The organism is Erwinia rhapontici (assembly GCF_012271765.1).
GTDB classification, from domain to species: Bacteria; Pseudomonadota; Gammaproteobacteria; order Enterobacterales; family Enterobacteriaceae; genus Erwinia; species Erwinia rhapontici.
This window is the reverse complement of sequence record NZ_VRKO01000005.1, coordinates 195,290-215,498: the sequence shown is the minus strand read 5'-3', so window position 1 is coordinate 215,498 and position 20,209 is coordinate 195,290. Positions and strand designations below refer to the sequence as shown.

The following is a 20,209-nucleotide window of genomic DNA, read 5'->3' as shown; positions in this document are numbered from 1 at the left end:
TCAGATTGTCTTTCATCCTGGGGACAGATCATTCAGCGTGAGGCAAAAGCATCCTTGCTTAAAAGGCAGTTTAAAAAAACTGCCCCCCGGCGATCACCTTTCAATAAACTGGGAAATTAATTCTCTTTTTCAACAGCTTAACTTCAACTCCAGGGTCAACTGACATCAGACTTCGATTTCAGCCATATCGCCTTTTTCCTGCAACCAGTTACGGCGGTCTTCGGAGCGTTTCTTCGCCAACAGCATGTCCATGATAGCCATGGTGTGCTGAATATCCTCATCGCTGATGGTGAGCTGCACCAGACGACGCGTGTTGGGATCCAGCGTGGTTTCGCGCAGCTGTAACGGGTTCATCTCACCCAGACCTTTGAATCGCTGCACATTCGGTTTGCCTTTCTTGCGCTTCAACTGCTCAAGAATACCGGCCTTCTCGTCTTCATCCAGCGCGTAATAGACCTCTTTACCGAGATCGATACGGTACAGCGGCGGCATCGCAACGTAGACGTGACCGTTTTTCACCAGCGTGCTGAAGTGGCGCACAAACAGCGCGCACAACAGCGTGGCAATGTGCAGACCATCGGAGTCCGCATCCGCAAGGATGCAGATCTTGCCGTAGCGAAGCTGGCTCAGATCGTCACTGTCAGGATCGATACCGATCGCCACTGAAATATCATGCACTTCCTGTGATGCCAGAACCTCATCAGAGGAGACTTCCCACGTATTGAGGATCTTACCTTTCAGCGGCATGATCGCCTGATATTCACGGTCGCGAGCCTGCTTGGCAGAACCGCCCGCCGAATCCCCTTCCACCAGGAACAGCTCGGTACGGTTAAGATCCTGAGCAGAACAGTCCGCCAGTTTACCCGGCAGCGCCGGTCCGCTGGTCAGCTTTTTACGCACCACTTTTTTCGCCGCACGCAGGCGACGCTGCGCGCTGGAAATCGCCATTTCTGCCAGCATTTCTGCTGTCTGGATATTCTGGTTCAGCCACAGGCTGAAGGCATCTTTAACCACGCCTGAAACGAAGGCCGCGCACTGACGGGATGACAAACGCTCTTTAGTCTGCCCGGCAAACTGCGGGTCCTGCATTTTGACCGACAGCACGTAGGCGCAGCGATCCCAGATGTCTTCCGCCGACAGCTTCACGCCGCGCGGCAGAATATTGCGGTATTCGCAGAACTCGCGCATCGCGTCGAGCAGACCCTGACGCAGGCCGTTAACATGCGTACCGCCCTGCATGGTCGGGATCAGGTTAACGTAACTTTCCGTCAACAGCTCGCCGCCTTCTGGCAACCACAGCAGCGCCCAGTCCACCGCTTCCACATCACCGGAGAAGGCCCCCACAAAGGCTTTTTCTGGCAGGGTTGGCAGGCCGTTAACCGCTTCCATCAAATAGTCCGTCAGACCATCGGCGTAGCACCAGGTCTGCTCGGTGTTGTTCACTTTGTCTTTAAAGACAATCTCAACACCCGGGCACAGCACCGCTTTCGCTTTCAGCAGATGGCTCAAACGTGAGACCGAGAAACGCGGACTGTCGAAGAAAGAGACATCCGGCCAGAACTGTACGCGGGTGCCGGTGTTACGTTTGCCGACGGTGCCAGTGACCGTCAGGTCCTGCACTTTATCGCCGTTTTCAAACGCCATCTCGTACACTTCACCGTTACGACGAACGGTAACTTCCACACGTGTTGACAGGGCGTTGACCACCGAGATCCCGACGCCATGCAGGCCACCTGAGAACTGATAGTTTTTATTGGAGAATTTGCCCCCGGCATGCAGGCGGCAGAAAATCAGCTCAACGGCCGGCACGCCCTCTTCGGGGTGAATATCCACCGGCATGCCGCGCCCGTCGTCGATCACTTCCAACGACTGGTCAGCGTGCAGAATCACTTCCACGCGTTTAGCGTGACCGGCCAGCGCTTCATCCACGCTGTTATCGATCACTTCCTGGCCTAAGTGGTTAGGACGCACGGTATCGGTGTACATGCCCGGGCGGCGACGCACGGGTTCAAGGCCGCTGAGAACCTCAATGGAGTCAGCGTTGTAGCTGGATTGAGTCATCGTAACAATCTGATTGGTGGTGGCTAAAAATGAGTGACCAGACTCCGGCTATCTCATTCCTGGAAACCCAGGAAGTCGAGCATCGCGGAGAAATGGCGTTCGAATCCGATAAAAGCATGATTTCCGCCCTCTTCTACCGTTTGGCGGCAGGCGCTGTAGTAGTCCAGGGCCTGGCGGTAGTCGAGCACTTCATCACCCGTTTGTTGCAGTAACCAGAGCAAGTCTGGTGACTCTAACGGGTCAATTTGCATCACTTTTAGATCGTAAATATGGCGAGACTCTAACACATATTGCTGACCGGTGTATGGGTTCTCGTTGTGGCCGAGGTAATCAGCCAGCAGCTCAAACGGGCGTACCGCTGGGTTCACCACCACGGCGGGCAGCGTGAAACATTGGGACAGCCAGGTGGCATAATAACCGCCCAACGACGAGCCTATAATGCCCAGCGGCTCGCCCGCTGACTGCATAACAAACGTCTCCAGCAGCGCGGCAGCTTCGGAGGGGAATGCCGGAAGCTGGGGCACATGCAGAGTGATGTCAGGACGTTGCTCTGCCAGCCACTGTTTAAACTGCGTTGCCTTGGCAGACTGCGGCGAACTGTTAAAACCATGCAGATAAAGCAGCGTGGCCATCGGTCAGTATCCTTCTGAGTCGAGATCCGGGTTAAATATGCGCGTGGTCAGACGTTGCACCTGAGTGTCGAGCCGACCATCGTCATACAGGTCCAGCCAGCGCCAGCCTGGAGACTCAGCGTCAATCGTGAAGTTGGTACAGTGTGGTTTGAACTGGACGCAGGTGGAAGGTGAAGCCAGCACACGCCGCCCCTGCCATTCAAGGTCGAGTTCTTGATGGATATGCCCGCATAACAAATTTCTCGCCTGCGGATAGCGTCGCAGGACCGTATCCAGCATATGCGGATTACGCAGACTGTGTTGGTCAAGCCACGAACAGCCAGACGGTACCGGATGGTGATGCAATAATACCAACGTGTGCCGCTGCGGCTCTGCTGCCAGTACACTTTCAAGCCATTCCAACTGGTACTCGCTCAGTTCACCGTGCGGGACACCGAAGACCTGACTGTCCAGCAACACAATTTGCCAGTGATCCCCGACCAGCACCTGTTTTTGGTCGGCAATCGTCGAGGCCGCCAGCGTGGTAAACATGGTTGGCTGGAAGTCATGGTTGCCAGGCAACCAGACGCAGGGGGCAGGCAGGCGAGCAATGCCCTCAGCGAAATGCTGATAGGCAAGAGCGGAGTGGTCCTGTGCCAGATCGCCAGTGGCGACAATCAAATCGTAGTGACGCTTATCCGCTGCGATAACATCCAGCACGGCATCAAAACTGGCCCAGGTATTTACCCCTAGCAGCGTTTCATGTTTACCTGCAAAAAGGTGAGTGTCCGTTATCTGTAAAATCCTGACTTTGGACCCACTCGCCACAGGAAGTTTTAACAGGCTATCCAATCAAAGTCCTTAAGGTAATACCCATCTGTTTCAGGCCGCAGGCGCATCGGCTTCCTGCTTTATACATTCATTTGGGTACACATCTGAAAATTGTTGCAGCGTTTTCAACATACCGGAACGGCTATCGCACCGTGGGACAAACAGTAGCGCAACCAGTCCGCTAAAAATTGGTTAATTTGGTGCTTTTCATCACGCTGATGCAGCTTTTTATTAGGATAATCATAGCGTGCTTTAAAGCGATAGATCTGCTGAGTGGAACACACTTCCGCCACCATCGCGTCATGATACAACCGCACGGACATCGAAGGCAGGCTCCAGTAACTGACCGCAGGGGCCGTTTGCCTGATTTCCACCAGCGTGGTGTAACGGGTCGACTCCTGAATGGTTATGAGATAGCTGGCACCGTTCACCTGATACGCCATCGATTCACCCACCCGATCCTCCTTTGGCAATAAACGCCGCAGCTGCGCAAAGTTCGTTTCGCAGACACGCATCATTTCAGGAAAGTCGGGGACATAACGTTTCATTATTCAGGATTCCACTCTTGGCGTAGCTGTTTATGGTGCAACTCCAGCCATTGCAAAGCAATGACAGCAGCAGCGTTATCGATTTTCCCCTGTTCCACCCATTGATAAGCCTGACTCCGGCTGACCACATGCACAAGAATATCCTCATTCTCTTCCTCCAGGCCGTGGTTTCCCTGCGCCACGCTGGCATCCACTTCACCGACAAACACCGCCAGACGCTCGGAGGTGCCTCCCGCACTAGAGAGGTAATTGCTAATCGGCTTGATACGACCCGGCGTTAGCCCGGCTTCTTCCAGAGCTTCTCTGCGCGCCACACCCTCCGGGGTTTCTCCCGGTTCGATCATCCCGGCCACCAGTTCAAGCACCCAGGGCGTCGCGCTGGTATCGTAAGCGGCAATACGGATCTGCTCAATCAGCACCACTTCATCACGTTTCGGGTCATAGGGTAGCAGCACGGCAGCGTGACCGCGCTCAAAAATTTCCCGCGTCACTTCACCACTCATACCGCCATTAAACAAGCGATGACGAAAGCGATAGCGTTCGAGCGAAAAAAAACCGCGATAAAGCGTCTCTCGTGCAATAATTTCTACATCGTTTTTTGTGAAAGTCACTGGGTATTTACGACCAGTATCCATAACTCTGTCTCCTGCTAAGTGATGGCAAAAACGTAAAGTGCAATAGTATTCCGACAGTTGTCTGGTTCTTAACGACTTATTTGAGTAAATTAAGGCAGGATGGCACTTTCAGCCAACTTACCTTATCGGAACTCTCTGCTATTATCGGCGATAATTTTTGGCCTACGTCAGCGCTACCATAGCAATTTTGCTGCACTACAAGGAATGCAAATGAACAAACTGCTCCCTTTACTCATCGGTCTGAGCCTGGGCGGCTTCAGTGTTGCCAGCCAGGCTGAAAACCTGCTGCAGGTATATCAGCAGGCACGTTTATCAAATCCTGACCTTCGTAGCTCTGCCGCCGATCGTGATGCTGCCTTTGAGAAAATTAACGAATCCCGCAGCCCACTGCTACCACAGTTAGGCCTGGGCGCTGACTATACCTATAACAGCGGCTACCGTGATGCCAGAGATACCAATAGCACCACCAAAAGCGCGTCGTTACAGCTGACTCAGACCATTTTTGACATGTCAAAATGGCGTGCACTGACGCTGCAGGAAAAAACGGCAGGCATCCAGGATGTCACTTATCAGACGGCACAACAGACCCTGATTCTGAACACCGCAACCGCCTATTTCAATGTGTTGAACGCGATCGACACATTGTCGTATACCGAAGCCCAGAAGCAATCTATTTACCGTGAACTGGATCAGACCACTCAGCGTTTTAACGTGGGTCTGGTCGCCATCACTGATGTGCAGAACGCACGCTCCCAGTACGACAGCGTACTGGCCAGCGAAGTTTCCGCGCGTAACGACCTCGATAACGCGGTAGAAACACTGCGTCAGGTGACCGGCAATTACTATCCAAGCCTGGCATCGCTGAACGTCGATGCGTTTAAAACGGAAAAACCTCAGCCAGTGAATGCCCTGCTGAAGGAAGCGGAAAGCCGCAACCTGTCGCTGCTTTCTGCACGCCTGTCTCAGGACCTGGCGCGTGAGCAGATTCGTTCATCAGAAACCGGCCATATGCCTACGTTGGATCTGACGGCCTCAACCGGTTTATCCAACAACCGTTATGGCGGCGACCGTTCCAGTCCCAATAACACTGACAACATCACAGGCAGTAACCAGGTAGGTCTGAGCTTCAACCTGCCACTGTACAGCGGCGGTGCCGTTAGTTCCCAGGTGAAACAGGCGCAATATGCGTTTGTTGCCGCCAGTGAGCAGTTGGAAAGCGCACACCGTTCCGCCATCCAGACCGTGCGTTCCTCGTTTAACAACGTGAACGCCTCGATCAGCAGCATTAACGCTTACAAGCAGGCGGTTGTCTCTGCACAGAGCTCGCTGGATGCGATGGAAGCCGGTTACTCCGTGGGTACCCGTACTATCGTTGACGTGCTGGATGCCACCACCACGCTGTATAACGCTAAGCAGCAGCTGGCGAATGCCCGTTACAGCTACATGATTAACCAGCTCAATATTAAATCTGCGCTGGGTACGCTGAACGAGCAGGATCTGCAAACGCTGAACAATCATCTGGGCAAAGATGTCGGCACCTCGCCAGAAATCGTCGCCCCGGAAAATGCACAGCAAGCTGCCAACGCGGACAGTGCTGAACCCCGTTCAGCCAGCAAAGCGACGCCGGTTAGCAACAAATCGGCTACCCGCGGCAACAGTAATCCATTCAGTCAGTAATTCCCCAAGGGGCAGCAAACGCTGCCCCTTCACAATCAAACGTATAGCTACGTAAAGATCCCCTCCAGGTCAGGCTTCATCGCTTCATTTTTCACCGCTGTTCCCCTATCCTATGCACTACCTTTGGGCACAGGACGAAAAGTGATGAAACGGACTAAACAGATTAATCATGCCTCCTTTCGCAAAAGCTGGAGTGCACGCCATTTAACGCCGGTCGCACTGGCGGTGAGTGCAGTATTTATGCTGGCCGCATGTGAACAGGCCGACGAAACTGTATCGATGTATCAGAACGCTGATGACTGCTCGGCCGCTAACCCAGGCAAGAGCGCACAGTGCACTACGGCGTTTAATAGCGCCAAAGAAGAAGCGGTCAAAACCGCACCGAAATATGCGACCCGTGAAGACTGCGTGGCAGAGTTTGGTGAAGGTCAGTGCCAGCAGGCTCCTGCTCAGGCGGGCGTAGGTACTACCAATGCGGAATCTCAGTCCAGCGGAAGCTTCTGGATGCCACTGATGGCCGGTTACATGATGGGCCGTATGATGGGTGGCGGTATGGGGCAGCAGCAGCCGCTGTTCTCCTCGAAGAACCCAGCCAGCCCGGCCAACGGCAAGTTCGTTGATGCCAGCGGCAAGAGCTTCGGCGCAGCAACCTCGGGCCGTACCATGACAGTGCCTAAAACAGCGCTGGCGCCAAAACCGGCCACCACCAGCACCGTCACCCGCGGTGGCTTCGGTGAGTCCGTTGCCAAGCAAGCCACCATGCAGCGCAGCAGTGCTACCAGCACCAACCGCAGCATGGGGGGCTAATCGCCAATGAAACGTATTGCCATTGCTGAACGCCCTGACTGGCGGGAAAAAGCGACGGAATATGGTTTTCGTTTTCACACCATGCACGGGGAACCGTACTGGTGTGAAGATGCCTATTACCAGTTCACGTTGCAGCAGATTGAGTCACTGGAAGATGTGACCAGCGAACTTCATCAGATGTGTTTGCAGGCGGTGGAACTGGTGGTCAACAGTGAAGAACTGCTGACCAAGTTCCGCATTCCGAAGCACACCTGGGATTTTGTGCGTGAATCCTGGAAAAGCGGCCAGCCGTCACTTTACTCAAGAATGGATCTCGCCTGGGACGGTGTAACGCCGGCCAAGCTGCTGGAAAATAACGCCGATACCCCCACTTCGCTGTATGAAGCGGCTTTCTTCCAGTGGCTGTGGCTGGAAGACCAGCTGAATGCTGGCGTGCTCCCTGCGGGTAGCGATCAGTTCAACAGCCTGCAGGAAAAACTGATCGAGCGCTTTGGCGAACTGCATCAGCAGCACGGTTTTAGCTGGCTACACTTTGCCTGCTGCCGTGATACCGATGAAGATCGTGGCACCGTTCAGTATCTGCAGGATTGCGCCACGGAAGCCGGGCTACCGAGTGAATTCCTGTATATGGATGAAATCGGCCTGGGTGAGAAAGGGCAGTTTACCGATGTTCACGATCAGGTGATCGGCAATCTGTTTAAGCTCTATCCATGGGAATTTATGCTGCGTGAGATGTTCTCCACCAAACTGGCTGACGCCGGTGTGCGCTGGCTGGAGCCTGGTTGGAAAAGCATTATTTCCAATAAAGCGCTGCTGCCGCTGCTGTGGAAAATGTTCCCGAACCATCCGAACTTGCTGCCCGCTTACTTTGCTGAAGATAACGTACCGCATATGGATAAATATGTGGTTAAACCGTTGTTTTCCCGCGAGGGTGCCAATATCCGCATCGTAGAAAACGGTAAAGAGATTGCACGTGTTGATGGGCCGTACGGTGAGGAAGGTATGATCGTGCAGCAGTTCCATCCGCTGCCAAAGTTCGGCGACAGCTATACGCTGATCGGATCCTGGCTGATCAACGATCAGCCAGCGGGTATTGGTTTGCGTGAAGACCGCGATCTGATCACTCAGGATCTCTCGCGCTTCTATCCACACGCGTTTATCGAATAATGTGTGATCGTCGGGCGAGGCATGCCTCGCCCCTACCCATGATTGTGCAAAATTGCACGTCGTGGTCTGGTATGCCTCACCCCTACATATGCTTGTGCAAAATTGCACGCCGTGGTCTGGTATGCCTCGCCCCTACATATGCTTGTGCAAAATTGCACGCCGTGATCTGGTATGCCTCACCCCTACATATGCTTGTGCAAAATTGCACGCCGTGGTCTGGTATGCCTCGCCCCTACATATGCTTGTGCAAAATGGTCACGTAGTGGCCGGGCATGCCCGGCCTCTGCTACCCCACCTGCACCGACAGCATGCTTAATGACCCCATCACAATCCCATCCACCGGGACAGATATCGCTTCGCCCTCAGCACGTGCGCCGAGCACATACAACAACGGCAGGTAATGTTCTGGTGTCGGGTTCGACAGCGCCGCCCCCTCGTGCTGCATAAAGTTCACCAGTGGATGCTGCTCATCTTCGCCTTCCCAGCTCAGATTATCGCGCACGTACTGGTTAAAAGATTCTGCCCACGGATAGGCTTCTGCTTCGCCCTGCCAGCGCACCATACGCAGGTTGTGTACCACGTTTCCACTGGCAACAATCATGATGCCCTGATCGCGCAGCGCTGCCAGTTTACGGCCTAATTCAAAATGGTATGCGGCAGGTTTCGTCCCATCCACGCTGAGTTGCACCACGGGAATGTCCGCATCCGGGTACATTTTGATTAATACGCCCCAGGAACCGTGATCGAATCCCCACTCCTGATCCAGATCGACTGCCACCGGGGCCAGTGTTTCCGCTATCTGGCGGGCGAGTGCCGGCGATCCCGGAGCCGGATACCGTGTATCAAACAACGCCTGCGGGAAGCCGCCAAAATCATGAATTGTGCGTGGTTTTTCCATCGCCGTCACCGCCGTGCCGCGCGTGTACCAGTGGGCAGAAACGGCAATGATCGCTTTTGGACGTGGCAGGTTTTTCCCCAGCTCACGCCAGGTCTCGGTCCAGATATTTTCTTCCAGTACGTTCATCGGACTGCCGTGACCGAGGAAAAGTGCAGGCATACGTGTGTGGCTCATGGTGTGATTCCCAGAAAGTGGTATTCAATGGAAGTCACATTACGCCCTTTTTTCCACGGATGAACCTGGATAACCCTGACGAAGATATTCAGAAAATTTGAAGGGGAAATAGCGGAAGGAAAGAATGCAGATTGAAGGAAGTATGGCGGGGGGAATTCCTTTGCATAATTCAAGCTACAGGAGAACCAATGCGCCCACCACTTGAAGTATGACGAGGGATTCCCCTAAATAATTCAAGCTATGGGCAGGCGGCAACGCAGCAAGTCCCCGGGAGCATACATGAGTATGTGACCGGGGCGCGCGAGGAGAGCCAACGCACCCATCGCTTGAAGTATGACGGGGAACTCCCCTAAATAATTCAAGCTATGGGCAGGCGGCAACGCAGCAAGTCCCCGGGAGCATACATCAGTATATGACCGGGGCGCGCGAGGAGAGCCAACGCACCCATCGCTTGAAGTATGACGGGGAATTTAGCTGGCCTGACGCGTCTCGTGACTACGACGATACGCCACCAGATCTTCGATCGTCACAACTGGCATGTTGTGTTGTTTAGCAAACACCACCGCTTCCGGCGCGTGCGCCATAGAGCCATCATCGTTGGTCAGTTCACACAGAACACCGGCTGGCTTGAAACCTGCCAGCGTGACCAGGTCGATAGTGGCTTCAGTATGGCCACCGCGGGTCAGAACACCACCTGAACGTCCACGCAGCGGGAACACGTGGCCAGGACGATTAAGGTCTTCTGGCTTTGCATTGTCAGCAATGGCGGTGCGGATGGTGGTCAGGCGGTCAGAGGCGGAAACACCGGTGGTCACACCCTGTGCCGCTTCAATCGTCACGGTAAAACCGGTGCCGTAAGAGCTGGTGTTGTTCTGCACCATCATTGGCAGGTCCAGCTGTTCCAGACGTTCTTCCGTCAGACAAAGGCAGACAATGCCGCTGCCGTGGCGAATGGTCAGTGCCATCTGCTCAACGGTCATGGTTTCAGCGGCGAAGATCATATCACCTTCATTTTCACGATCTTCATCGTCTAAAACCATCACACCGCGGCCTTCGCGCAGTGCTTCGATGGCGCGGGTTACACGCTGTTCAGGCGTGCCAAATTCAGAAAGTAGCGACTGATTCATGGTAAATAAACCTTAAATAAATGTATGGGTTACCAGAACCAGGGCGTGCTTAGGAGTGTCATGCGGTGACAAAAAAATAACGCGAGGCGAGCAAAAGCCCGTCAAGAATCGTTACTCTCTCCCATCCGGACTCTAACCGTCGGCCCCGGAATTACACCGGATCTGCTGTCCTTCAGGAATGACCCTGAAGCGCTCGCGGGCTTTCAGCAAAAGCTGATTTACCGCCGGTGGGGAATTTCGCCCCGCCCTGAGAATAAGCAAAATCATCATAGCGCTGAAAAAGTGACAGATCAACGAACAAAATGGGCAAATTGATATCCATTTTTTCGCTATGGTGTTTTCAGGTTTATACCGAACGCATCTGGGATTACACTAGGATAAAATTCGCTGTTATCAGGAAACCGCTATGCTTGACCCAAAAAAAATTGAACAACTGGCCCGTCAGGTCCATGAGTCTATGCCGAAAGGCATCCGTGAGTTTGGTGATGATGTGGAGAAGAAAATCCGTCAGACATTACAGGCACAGCTGACCCGTCTGGATGTGGTTAACCGCGAAGAGTTTGATGTACAGACTCAGGTACTGCTGCGTACCCGCGAGAAGCTGGCTGCGCTGGAACAGCGCCTGACAGAGCTGGAAAGCCGCGTTTCCCCTGCCCCCGTACCGGTCGTTAGCGAGCCAAAAGCGGCAGAATAGGCCACGCTTTAGTGATACGGCTGCCCTCCCCGGGCAGCCGTTGAAGGCTAGTTTCTTCCGGTACCAGAAATAATCGTTTTAATGATATTACTGGTAGAAATACCGTCTTCGAAGTTGAGCACTCGCACGTCACCGCCGTTGGCCCATACCTCTTTACTGCCAGCAATGTCTTCTGGCTTATAGTCGCCGCCTTTCACCAACAGATCGGGAAGGATCTCAGCGATCACACGCTGCGGCGTATCTTCTTCAAACCCAATCACCCAATCTACAGCTTCCAGCGCACCCAGCACGATCATACGGTTAATCAGCGGGTTCACCGGGCGGGTTTCCCCTTTCAGACGTCGGGTCGAGGCATCGCTGTTTACCGCCACAATCAGGCGGTCACCCAGCTTACGGGCATTGGCCAGGTAGGAAACATGCCCGGCGTGCAGAATGTCGAATACGCCGTTGGTCATCACCACTTTTTCACCGCGCTGACGGGCTTTCGTCACTTCGGCAATCAACTGAGCTTCATCCATCACACCAAAACCCGATTCCGGGCGCGCGCGGATCGCATTTTCCAGCTCTACCGGAGAAACCGTTGAGGTACCGAGTTTACCCACCACCACGCCCGCGGCCGCATTGGCCAGGAAGCAGCTCTCTTCCAACGAGTTACCCGCCGCCAGCGCCGCCGCCAGCACGCCAATCACCGTATCACCCGCACCGGTGACATCGAACACTTCCTGCGCCAGGGTCGGCATATGGAATGGCGCTTTGCCCGGCTGAAGCAGGGTCATACCGTGCTCTGAACGGGTCACCAGCAACGCAGACAGCGCGTGCTGCTGCATCAGAGCAGTACCGCGTTCCACAATTTCTTCTTCCGATTTACACTTGCCCACCACCGCTTCAAATTCGGAGAGGTTTGGCGTCAGCAGCGTTGCACCGTGGTAGCGACCGAAATCGGTACCTTTCGGATCCACCAATACCGGAACCCCCGCTTTACGCGCCAGGGCAATCATCGTTTCCACGGTGGCCAGTGCGCCTTTCGCATAATCAGACAGCACTAACGCGCCAATTGTTGGCAGCGCCTGCTCAATACGCTGATGCATCGGCTCAGGATCAATGCCTTCAAATCCCTCTTCGAAATCCAGACGGATGAGCTGCTGATTGCGAGACAACACGCGCAGTTTAGTAATAGTCGGATGAGTAGGCACAGAGACAAAATCACACTGGACATTCACGCCAGCCAGGGACGCGCTGAGGGCACGCGCGGCATCATCAACACCGGTCAATCCAACCAGTCGTGAAGCAGCACCCAGCGCGGCAATATTCATCGCTACGTTGGCCGCACCACCAGGGCGCTCCTCCACATGATCCACTTTCACCACTGGCACCGGAGCCTCAGGTGAAATGCGGCTGGTTGGGCCGTGCCAGTAGCGATCCAGCATCACATCGCCAACCACCAGCACACCCGCACGCGTAAAATCGGGTAGTGTAATTTTCATTCCAGAGACTCCAGACTGCAGTAAAAATGAGTGCGCGCGATGATATCACAATTGTCTTAATGGCAAATCATCGCATCTGCACGTGAAATCAGGCGCCCAACCATGCCTGCCAACTGGCATTGACCACCGATCTTTCACCTGACCAGGCCGTATCCTCTACCAGGCCAGGCAGCTCCTGCAACGCCAGATGGTGCAAGGCATCGCGCAGCGTGACATAAGCATGCGTCAGTGCTTCCGCCTCTTCCTGCTCCATTTTGCCGCTGTTCGCCAGCAACGCCAGAATGCGCACGTTATCGGACCAGCGGGTCAGCATGGGCTCCTGGGCGGCATAACGCAGCACCAGGTATTGCGTAATAAATTCAATATCGGTAATCCCGCCTTCATCGGCTTTGATATCCCAACGCCCTTTGTGCTTGTGACCCAGATGGGCGCGCATTTTCTCACGCATTTCGCGCACTTCTGTTTTCAGCGCGTCGGCCTCTCGGGGTATCGAGAGAATGCCACGGCGGATCTGGTCGAAACGCTGGCTCAGGGCGGCGTCACCAAACACGATGCGCGCGCGCACCAACGCCTGATGCTCCCAGGTCCAGGCTTCATTGCGCTGATAGTCATCAAAGGCATCGAAGGTGCTGACCAGCATCCCCGCCGCCCCTGACGGGCGCAGGCGGGCATCCACTTCGTAGAGAATACCGGAGGAAGTACGGGTGCTAAACAGATGCATCACACGTTGTGCCAGGCGCAGATAAAACTGCCTTCCGTCAATACTACGCTCACCCAGTGTCACCGCTTCTGACGGACAGTCATGCAGGAACACCAGATCGAGGTCAGAACTGTAACCCAACTCCCAGCCCCCCAGTTTGCCGTAGCCCACAACCGCAAAGCCGCGCTCGCTGTCGGTGGTCAGATGGGAAGGCCGGCCGTAGCGCTGAACCATCATGTTCCACGCCTGCTGAACCACGGTCTCAATCATCGCTTCCGCCAGCCAGGTCAGGTGATCGCTCACTTTCATCACCGGCAAGGTTTTGGCAATATCCGCGGCAGCAATACGCAGATGCTGTGCTTGTTTAAACTGGCGCAGCGCTTCCAGCTGCTGCTCTTCATCCTCTTCCGGGATACGCAGCAGATATTGTCGCAGTTCATCGCGATAGGCATCCGTTGCGGTGGGCTGATACAACGTGGCAGGGTCGAGCAGTTCATCCAGCAGCAGCGGATGTCGCGCCAGCTGGCTGGCGACCATCGGGGAAGCAGCACACAAGCGAATTAAGTGCTTCAGCGCACCATGGAATTCAGTGAGCAGCTCGAGATAGGTGCTGCGCGTCACCACGCCCAGCAGCAATGGCGTCAGACGGCTCAGCGTGACCGGGGCATCATCACGCGGCACAACCTCACTCAACAGTCGCGGCATCAGTTGATCCAGCGCCTGACGGCCACGCGGGCCAATCGTCCGTTTATCGACGTCCTGACGGAAATCGGTAATCGTGCGCAGCAATAGCTGGCGTGCACCGCTGTCGAGATGGGGGACCAGCGGTTCCAGCTCTGCCTCTTCCAGCTGATCCTGCCACAATACGCCATATTCACCCGCTTCACGGTTCTCACCGTTTTCAGGCGCATCGTCACCAATCAGATCGTTAAAAATGGTCCGTACCGCCAGCATATGGCGATCCAGCTCAAAATGTAATGCAGCCCAGTCGGCAAAACCCATCGCCCAGGCGAGACGCGCGCGATCCAGCTCGCCACCCGGCAGCGTCTGCGTCTGTTCATCGTTAATACTTTGCAGCAGGTTTTCCAGCCGACGCAGGAACAGATAGGCATCCTGTAACTGCTCCACCTGCTCTGCCGGTAACAGATTCAACTGACCAATCGCGTCCAGCGTTGGCAACAGGGAACGTAGCTGAAGTGAACGCTCACGCCCGCCACGGATCAGCTGGAACACCTGAACGATAAATTCCGTTTCGCGAATACCGCCCGCACCGAGCTTAATGTTATCCGTCAGCCCGCGTCGCCGGACTTCGCGAGCGATCATGCTTTTCATATTACGCAGTGACTGGATCACGCTGAAATCAATGTAGCGACGAAACACAAACGGTCGCAGCATTTGGCGCAGTTCCTCACTCCAGCGGTCATTCCCACCGCCCATCAGGCGCGCTTTGACCATTGCATAGCGTTCCCAGTCGCGTCCCTGCTCCTGGTAATAATCTTCCAGCGCCGCAAAACTCAGCACTAATGGCCCGCTGTCGCCAAACGGGCGCAGGCGCATATCAACGCGATAAACAAAGCCATCGGCCGTGGGCTGATCCAGCACCTTGATCAACCGCTGACCCAGACGGGTAAAGAACTGAGCATTGTCCAGTTCACGGCGGCCCCCCTGCGTGGTGCCGTTTTCCGGCCAGGTGAAAATCAGATCGATATCAGAGGAGAAATTCAGTTCGCCGCCGCCCAATTTTCCCATGCCGAGGATCAACAGCGGCTGGGGTTCTCCGGCGGCGTTCATTGGGGTGCCAAAATCACGGCAGCAGGCGTGCCATAACCAGTCGCGGGCAGCCACAATCAGGGCTTCCGCCAGTTCGCTCAGTTGACGTAAAGAGTGTTGTGTATCACTGGTGGCCAGCGTCTGCATCCAGGCAATGCGCGTCAGCATATGACGACGGAACAGGCGGAGTTCGCGCATCAGCGCATTCTCATCATGCACCGTCTCCAGCTTTGCTTGCAGCCAGTCAGCATAATGATGCCATTCATCCGGGTGCGGCGGGGAGTGCTGAAGCTGCTGCCACCATTCAGGGTATTTTGCCAGGTTATCGCTGATAAAATCGCTAAATACCAATACTGCCTGCTGCTGCACAGAAGCCTCGCTAAACAGCGGGTTAAGCAACGCACGCTGTTCCTGCATGAGCAGCGGCAGAGGTTGAGCTGGTGATGGCCCCATACAATAAACACTCCCTATACCCCCTTCATACTTCGAGCTGCAGCTCGCATTATGAGGGGGATTGCATTGAAAGACCCCGAAACGGGTTACAGGCTGCCGTTTTTCCAGAACGCCGACTGTTTCAGCGCCTGCTGACGATGGGCATCCAGCCAGACATCCTGCTGCCCCACAATGGCTTCACGCAGCTGCTTCCAGCTTTGTAACCACGCATTGACGAGGGTGGCATCATAGGCGCCCGCCAGCAGATGAACCGCCAGAATCTGGCGATGCAAACGCGTCAGTTTGTCCTGATATTCACCCGAATGATTCAGGTGGTCGAATGTCTCTTTCAGATCGGCTGCAATGCGGCCCAGCATGATGTCGCTGAAGCGTTTGAACGAACCTTGTAGTTTGGCATCCGACTTTTGATCGACGAACTGGCGCCAGCGCTCAGTGGCAATCCAGTGAGTAAGCGCTAACTGAGTTTCCAGCCAGAGGGGACTGAAGCAACATTTTTGCGCGTCAGGCTGATCATCCTGCAACGCCTCTTCCAGCAACGTCAGCTTCTGACGCAGTTCGCTGCTGGCTTTGCGTGGCACCAGCGCACCGTAAAGAGAAAACGTCTGACGCAGCACTTCAAGCGCATCTTTCACTTCATGCAACGCACCCGAACTGCCGCGCAGCCACAGCTCCTCGTGATATTGCCACTGGCTTAATGCCAGCAGAAATGATGCACGCATTCCCTCTTCCACGGTCGCTTTTGGCTTCACTTTTAGCAGGGGAACCGGACGCAGCGCACGCGGCAGGTCGCCCTGAGCCAACGAATAACCTCGCGCCGCTTTACTCAGGCTCCCCAGACGCAGACCGTCAATCGTTGCCAGTTCAGCGGCAAAGGCCAGCAGGTCATCGCGCTGACCGCTTTTCAGCTCCAGCTCGACTTCCATCAAGGGTTCACAGCGGTCATCTGCCGTGATCTCACCGCAGTCATAGGCCACCTCTATCTCGCTTTGTAGGTAAGTAACCACCCACTTTTCACGCACAAAATTCGTGCTAAACAGCGCCTTGAGCTGCGGTTGTAAGGCTGTGATATCGGTTCCTGCAGGCCAGACATCGGCAGGCAGTTGCTGAATATCCAGCTCGGGCTTAGCCAGTGCCACATTATATTCCGGGCGCTGGTGCAGCCCACCAATCGTCTGACCGGCGGTTTTCAGCGTCATTTCATAGCGGTCACCGAAGCCGCGAATACGCAGCCCCATATCCCAACGGCGCAGCTGGTTGTCAGGGGTTTCGAAGTAGATATTCGTCAACGTCTGACCGGCAGTGTACTGATGAGGCCAGGCGGTGAGTTTGCTGGCGATTTTTGCAGCCGCTTCTGGTGCGGCAATGAACTTTAATTCGATTTCGATGGTCATAATGTCTTATTTACGTCGTTAACGGCAGAGTAAACGGTTAAGGTGTCTGATTATGCTCGCATTGCCAGGCGGGCGATCGTTCCTTTTGCCTATGAAGAGTAATGCACAAGAGACAGCACTGTCTCTGGTTTATTACGTTTTCGCGCACAACCTCTCAGGCTGCTTGAGACCAGGATAGTTCTCATTCAGCTTTCTGTGAGGCCGCTCCAGACTGTGCGATTACCTTTTTACAGCCCTTATTTAGAAAGAGTTCGAATGAAAATAACTCACCTCATCGGCCTGACATTGCTCACGTTGAGTGCTGCGGCAACCGTTCATGCCGAAGAAAAACGCTACATCTCCGACGAGCTGTCCACCTGGGTTCGCAGTGGCCCCGGTAATGATTACCGTCTGATCGGCACGTTAAACGCAGGCGAAGAAGTTGCCCTGCTGCAGTCGAATGATAGCAGCAACTATGGCCAAATCCGTGACAGCCAGGGCCGTACCACCTGGATCCCGCTGGCCCAGCTTAGCCAACAGCCCAGCCTGCGTACCCGCGTCCCGCAGTTGGAAGAACAGGTGAAAATGCTCACCGCTAAACTGGCGAACATCGACAGTAGCTGGAATAACCGCACCGCCGATATGCAAAAAAAGGTCGCTGGCAGCGATGACGCGATCAACAGCCTGAAAGAAGAGAATCAGCAGTTAAAAAACCAGTTGGTCGTCGCGAAGAAAAAAGTCGATGCGGCCAATGTGCAACTGGATGACAAGCAGCGCACCATCATTATGCAGTGGTTTATGTATGGTGGCGGTGTCGCTGGCGTTGGCCTGGTGCTGGGCCTGCTACTTCCTCATATGATCCCACGCCGGAAAAAAAGCGATCGCTGGATGAACTAATCCTGCACTTGTTTGCGTTAAGGGTATCTGCGGATGCCCTTTTTGCCATGTCTGCGATTTATCATTTACGCAACATGGATGTTATAGTCTGACGATTAATACTCAGTTAATTCTGATTATCAGCCTTGTGGAGACCCGCAGTGAAAACATACCTTGTCGGCGGCGCCGTGCGCGATGGACTGTTGAATTTGCCGGTGAAAGACAAAGACTGGGTGGTGGTAGGTGCCTCTCCTCAGCAGATGCTGGAGCTGGGCTTTGAGCAGGTAGGCCGCGACTTCCCGGTGTTTTTGCACCCTTCAAGCCATGAAGAGTATGCGCTGGCCCGCACCGAACGTAAATCCGGCAGCGGTTATACCGGGTTTGTCTGCTATTCCGCGCCGGATGTCACACTTGAGCAGGATCTGGCACGGCGCGATCTGACCATCAATGCCATCGCGCAGGACGCCGACGGCCACTACTATGATCCCTACGGCGGGCGTGACGATCTTGAAAACCGTTTGCTTCGCCACGTCTCTGAAGCCTTCAATGAAGATCCACTGCGTGTGCTACGCGTAGCGCGTTTTGCCGCCCGTTACGCCCATCTTAACTTCCACATTGCCAGTGAAACCCTCGCCCTGATGCAATCGATGGCAGAGAGCGGCGAACTCTCTCACCTCACGCCAGAGCGCGTCTGGAAAGAGACTGAAGCGGCCTTACAAACACGCAACCCGCAGGTCTTTTTCCAGGTACTGCGTGACTGCGGGGCACTGGCGGTGCTGTTTCCGGAGCTGGACAACCTGTACGGCGTTCCCGCCCCGGCAAAATGGCACCCCGAGATCGACACCGGCGTGCATACGCTGATGACGCTGGCGATGGCAGCCCAGCTCAGCCCGGAGGTTGATATCCGTTTCGCCACGTTATTCCACGATGTGGGCAAAGCCCTGACGCCGCCAGAAAAGTGGCCAAGCCATCACGGACATGGTCCGGCAGGCGTACCGCTGGTCGCGGCCCTGTGTGAACGCTTACGTATTCCGAATGCCCTGCGCGATCTGGCACTGCTGGTGACCGAATTTCACGACCTGGTGCATACCGTCCAGAACCAGTCAGCAACCACGCTGGTGGCGTTGTTTGACCGACTGGATGCCTGGCGCAAACCCCATCGCGTGGAGCAAATCGCACTGACCAGCGAAGCCGATGCCCGTGGGCGCACCGGATTCGAAAATAATCCGTACCCGCAGGGAGATTATCTGCGTGAGGCGTGGAAGGTCGCGTTGAGCGTGTCGACAAAAGACGTTGTCGCGGCCGGTTTCAAAGGCGCGGAGGTGCGGGAAGAACTGACGCGCCGCCGGATAGCGGCACTGGAAAACTGGAAAACCGCTTAATATTGCCAAACGTAAGGGTCAGGCAAGCCTGACCCAATGCACGTTACAGGACAAATACCGCGTAAACCGCGGCTGCCACGATAAAGCGATAGATAGCGAACGGGATAAACGAAATACGTTTGATGATGTGCAGGAAGCTCTTAATCGCGATCAACGCCACGATAAACGCGGTGACAAAACCGACGGCAAACATCGGGAAGTCAGCCATCGTCAGGAAGCCCATGCTCTTGTAGAGATCCAGACCGGTCGCGCCAATCATCATCGGCACTGCGAGGAGAAACGAGAACTCAGACGCAGCATAACGGCTTACGCCCATCAGCATCCCGCCCGAAATGGTGGCTCCGGAACGTGAAAAGCCCGGCCACAGCGCCAGACACTGGAAGCAGCCAATAATAAACGCCTGACGATAAGTAATGTCATCCACACCCACCGCTTTCGGCTGTTTTGGCTTCAGCAATTCAGCCGCAATCAACAGCACGCCACCCACCACCAACGCATACATCACGTTGACCGGGTTAAACAACGTTTTGATTTTATCATGCAGTAACAGCCCAATCACCACGGCGGGCACCATACCCAGCAGGATATGAATCAGAGTCAGCTTACCCTGGCCTGTGCCCTCATGTTTGACTTCACCAAAGTGAATGCCAATCAGGCCGAACAAACGACGCCAGAACATCACTACGACGGCCAGAATCGAGCCGAGCTGAATCACAACTTCAAAGGTCTCCGCTTTTTCGCCTTCAAACCCCAGTAAATGACCGACAATGATCATATGCCCGGTAGAAGATACGGGGAGAAACTCCGTCAGCCCCTCTACAATCCCAAGTATTGCTGCCACCCATAGCTGATGAATATCTGCCATCAAATCTACCCCTAACCCTGGTTAAACCATGAAAAATGGCGGTCGCTTTACGCTTCCGCCCAATGTGCCCCAACTGCAT

General features: G+C 54.8%; 17 protein-coding genes and 1 riboswitch. Of the genes, 6 read left to right on the top strand and 11 right to left on the bottom strand.

The window, feature by feature from the left end; translation table 11 throughout:
* Window positions 1–165 precede the first annotated feature (165 nt).
* From parE to nudF, 5 genes are all read right to left on the bottom strand, one after another.
* Window positions 166–2,061, bottom strand: a complete 1,896-nt coding sequence (gene parE / locus FVB43_RS04115; RefSeq protein ID WP_133843840.1) for a DNA topoisomerase IV subunit B — start codon at window positions 2,059–2,061, stop codon at window positions 166–168.
* A 53-nt stretch (window positions 2,062–2,114) separates the two neighbouring features.
* Window positions 2,115–2,693, bottom strand: a complete 579-nt coding sequence (gene yqiA / locus FVB43_RS04110) for an esterase YqiA (protein ID WP_133843842.1) — start codon at window positions 2,691–2,693, stop codon at window positions 2,115–2,117.
* Window positions 2,694–2,696: 3 nt separating this feature from the next.
* On the bottom strand, window positions 2,697–3,524 hold the full coding sequence (gene cpdA / locus FVB43_RS04105) for a 3',5'-cyclic-AMP phosphodiesterase (protein WP_133843844.1): 828 nt from the start codon (window positions 3,522–3,524) through the stop codon (window positions 2,697–2,699).
* A 104-nt stretch (window positions 3,525–3,628) separates the two neighbouring features.
* Entirely contained in the window at window positions 3,629–4,054 is a 426-nt protein-coding gene (locus tag FVB43_RS04100; protein ID WP_133843846.1) for a DUF1249 family protein, read from the bottom strand.
* Complete coding sequence (gene nudF / locus FVB43_RS04095; protein WP_133843848.1) at window positions 4,051–4,686, bottom strand: ADP-ribose diphosphatase; 636 nt, start codon at window positions 4,684–4,686, stop codon at window positions 4,051–4,053. The genes FVB43_RS04100 and nudF overlap by 4 nt, the downstream gene beginning before the upstream one ends.
* Before the next feature lie 210 nt (window positions 4,687–4,896).
* Here nudF and tolC point away from each other — a divergent pair, with 210 nt between their 5' ends.
* From tolC to FVB43_RS04080, 3 genes are all read left to right on the top strand, one after another.
* Window positions 4,897–6,363, top strand: a complete 1,467-nt coding sequence (tolC, locus tag FVB43_RS04090) for an outer membrane channel protein TolC (RefSeq protein WP_133843850.1) — start codon at window positions 4,897–4,899, stop codon at window positions 6,361–6,363.
* A 144-nt stretch (window positions 6,364–6,507) separates the two neighbouring features.
* Window positions 6,508–7,170: a DUF1190 family protein gene (locus FVB43_RS04085; protein ID WP_133843852.1), complete on the top strand. Its 663-nt coding sequence runs from the start codon at window positions 6,508–6,510 to the stop codon at window positions 7,168–7,170.
* 6 nt (window positions 7,171–7,176) lie between these two features.
* The gene (locus tag FVB43_RS04080; RefSeq protein ID WP_133843854.1) at window positions 7,177–8,337 is read left to right on the top strand and encodes a glutathionylspermidine synthase family protein; all 1,161 of its coding nucleotides are present in this window, start codon (window positions 7,177–7,179) and stop codon (window positions 8,335–8,337) included.
* 286 nt (window positions 8,338–8,623) lie between these two features.
* On the opposite strand, the gene ygiD is transcribed toward FVB43_RS04080, so the two are convergent.
* Together ygiD and ribB are read right to left on the bottom strand one after the other, a co-directional pair.
* On the bottom strand, window positions 8,624–9,409 hold the full coding sequence (ygiD, locus tag FVB43_RS04075; RefSeq protein WP_133843855.1) for a 4,5-DOPA-extradiol-dioxygenase: 786 nt from the start codon (window positions 9,407–9,409) through the stop codon (window positions 8,624–8,626).
* A gap of 470 nt (window positions 9,410–9,879) precedes the next feature.
* Window positions 9,880–10,536: a 3,4-dihydroxy-2-butanone-4-phosphate synthase gene (gene ribB / locus FVB43_RS04070; protein ID WP_133843857.1), complete on the bottom strand. Its 657-nt coding sequence runs from the start codon at window positions 10,534–10,536 to the stop codon at window positions 9,880–9,882.
* A 109-nt stretch (window positions 10,537–10,645) separates the two neighbouring features.
* Window positions 10,646–10,795, bottom strand: a riboswitch (FMN riboswitch).
* A gap of 147 nt (window positions 10,796–10,942) precedes the next feature.
* Here ribB and ubiK point away from each other — a divergent pair.
* Complete coding sequence (gene ubiK, locus FVB43_RS04065; RefSeq protein WP_133843859.1) at window positions 10,943–11,230, top strand: ubiquinone biosynthesis accessory factor UbiK; 288 nt, start codon at window positions 10,943–10,945, stop codon at window positions 11,228–11,230.
* Window positions 11,231–11,277: 47 nt separating this feature from the next.
* On the opposite strand, the gene hldE is transcribed toward ubiK, so the two are convergent.
* The 3 genes from hldE to FVB43_RS04050 form a co-directional block, all read right to left on the bottom strand.
* Window positions 11,278–12,714: a bifunctional D-glycero-beta-D-manno-heptose-7-phosphate kinase/D-glycero-beta-D-manno-heptose 1-phosphate adenylyltransferase HldE gene (gene hldE, locus FVB43_RS04060; protein ID WP_167863420.1), complete on the bottom strand. Its 1,437-nt coding sequence runs from the start codon at window positions 12,712–12,714 to the stop codon at window positions 11,278–11,280.
* Window positions 12,715–12,802: 88 nt separating this feature from the next.
* Window positions 12,803–15,637, bottom strand: coding sequence for a bifunctional [glutamate--ammonia ligase]-adenylyl-L-tyrosine phosphorylase/[glutamate--ammonia-ligase] adenylyltransferase (gene glnE, locus FVB43_RS04055; protein ID WP_167863419.1), 2,835 nt, complete (start codon window positions 15,635–15,637; stop codon window positions 12,803–12,805).
* A gap of 86 nt (window positions 15,638–15,723) precedes the next feature.
* On the bottom strand, window positions 15,724–17,028 hold the full coding sequence (locus tag FVB43_RS04050; RefSeq protein WP_167863418.1) for a CYTH domain-containing protein: 1,305 nt from the start codon (window positions 17,026–17,028) through the stop codon (window positions 15,724–15,726).
* Between the two features lie 255 nt (window positions 17,029–17,283).
* Here FVB43_RS04050 and FVB43_RS04045 point away from each other — a divergent pair, with 255 nt between their 5' ends.
* Window positions 17,284–17,904 carry a TIGR04211 family SH3 domain-containing protein gene (locus tag FVB43_RS04045; RefSeq protein WP_133843867.1) on the top strand — a complete coding sequence of 207 codons (621 nt, stop codon included), beginning with the start codon at window positions 17,284–17,286 and terminating at the stop codon, window positions 17,902–17,904.
* A gap of 140 nt (window positions 17,905–18,044) precedes the next feature.
* The gene (locus tag FVB43_RS04040) at window positions 18,045–19,265 is read left to right on the top strand and encodes a multifunctional CCA addition/repair protein (RefSeq protein ID WP_159337351.1); all 1,221 of its coding nucleotides are present in this window, start codon (window positions 18,045–18,047) and stop codon (window positions 19,263–19,265) included.
* A 43-nt stretch (window positions 19,266–19,308) separates the two neighbouring features.
* On the opposite strand, the gene bacA is transcribed toward FVB43_RS04040, so the two are convergent.
* Window positions 19,309–20,130: an undecaprenyl-diphosphate phosphatase gene (bacA, locus tag FVB43_RS04035; protein WP_133843872.1), complete on the bottom strand. Its 822-nt coding sequence runs from the start codon at window positions 20,128–20,130 to the stop codon at window positions 19,309–19,311.
* Window positions 20,131–20,209 lie beyond the last annotated feature (79 nt).

Excerpts from the sequence above, each read along its gene's own strand:
- parE (WP_133843840.1), bottom strand. The coding sequence starts at position 2,061 with ATGACTCAATCCAGCTACAACGCTGACTCCATTGAGGTTCTCAGCGGC.
- yqiA (WP_133843842.1), bottom strand. The coding sequence starts at position 2,693 with ATGGCCACGCTGCTTTATCTGCATGGTTTTAACAGTTCGCCGCAGTCT.
- nudF (WP_133843848.1), bottom strand. The coding sequence starts at position 4,686 with ATGGATACTGGTCGTAAATACCCAGTGACTTTCACAAAAAACGATGTA.
- tolC (WP_133843850.1), top strand. The coding sequence starts at position 4,897 with ATGAACAAACTGCTCCCTTTACTCATCGGTCTGAGCCTGGGCGGCTTC.
- FVB43_RS04085 (WP_133843852.1), top strand. The coding sequence starts at position 6,508 with ATGAAACGGACTAAACAGATTAATCATGCCTCCTTTCGCAAAAGCTGG.
- FVB43_RS04080 (WP_133843854.1), top strand. The coding sequence starts at position 7,177 with ATGAAACGTATTGCCATTGCTGAACGCCCTGACTGGCGGGAAAAAGCG.
- ygiD (WP_133843855.1), bottom strand. The coding sequence starts at position 9,409 with ATGAGCCACACACGTATGCCTGCACTTTTCCTCGGTCACGGCAGTCCG.
- ribB (WP_133843857.1), bottom strand. The coding sequence starts at position 10,536 with ATGAATCAGTCGCTACTTTCTGAATTTGGCACGCCTGAACAGCGTGTA.
- ubiK (WP_133843859.1), top strand. The coding sequence starts at position 10,943 with ATGCTTGACCCAAAAAAAATTGAACAACTGGCCCGTCAGGTCCATGAG.
- hldE (WP_167863420.1), bottom strand. The coding sequence starts at position 12,714 with ATGAAAATTACACTACCCGATTTTACGCGTGCGGGTGTGCTGGTGGTT.
- glnE (WP_167863419.1), bottom strand. The coding sequence starts at position 15,637 with ATGGGGCCATCACCAGCTCAACCTCTGCCGCTGCTCATGCAGGAACAG.
- FVB43_RS04050 (WP_167863418.1), bottom strand. The coding sequence starts at position 17,028 with ATGACCATCGAAATCGAATTAAAGTTCATTGCCGCACCAGAAGCGGCT.
- FVB43_RS04045 (WP_133843867.1), top strand. The coding sequence starts at position 17,284 with ATGAAAATAACTCACCTCATCGGCCTGACATTGCTCACGTTGAGTGCT.
- bacA (WP_133843872.1), bottom strand. The coding sequence starts at position 20,130 with ATGGCAGATATTCATCAGCTATGGGTGGCAGCAATACTTGGGATTGTA.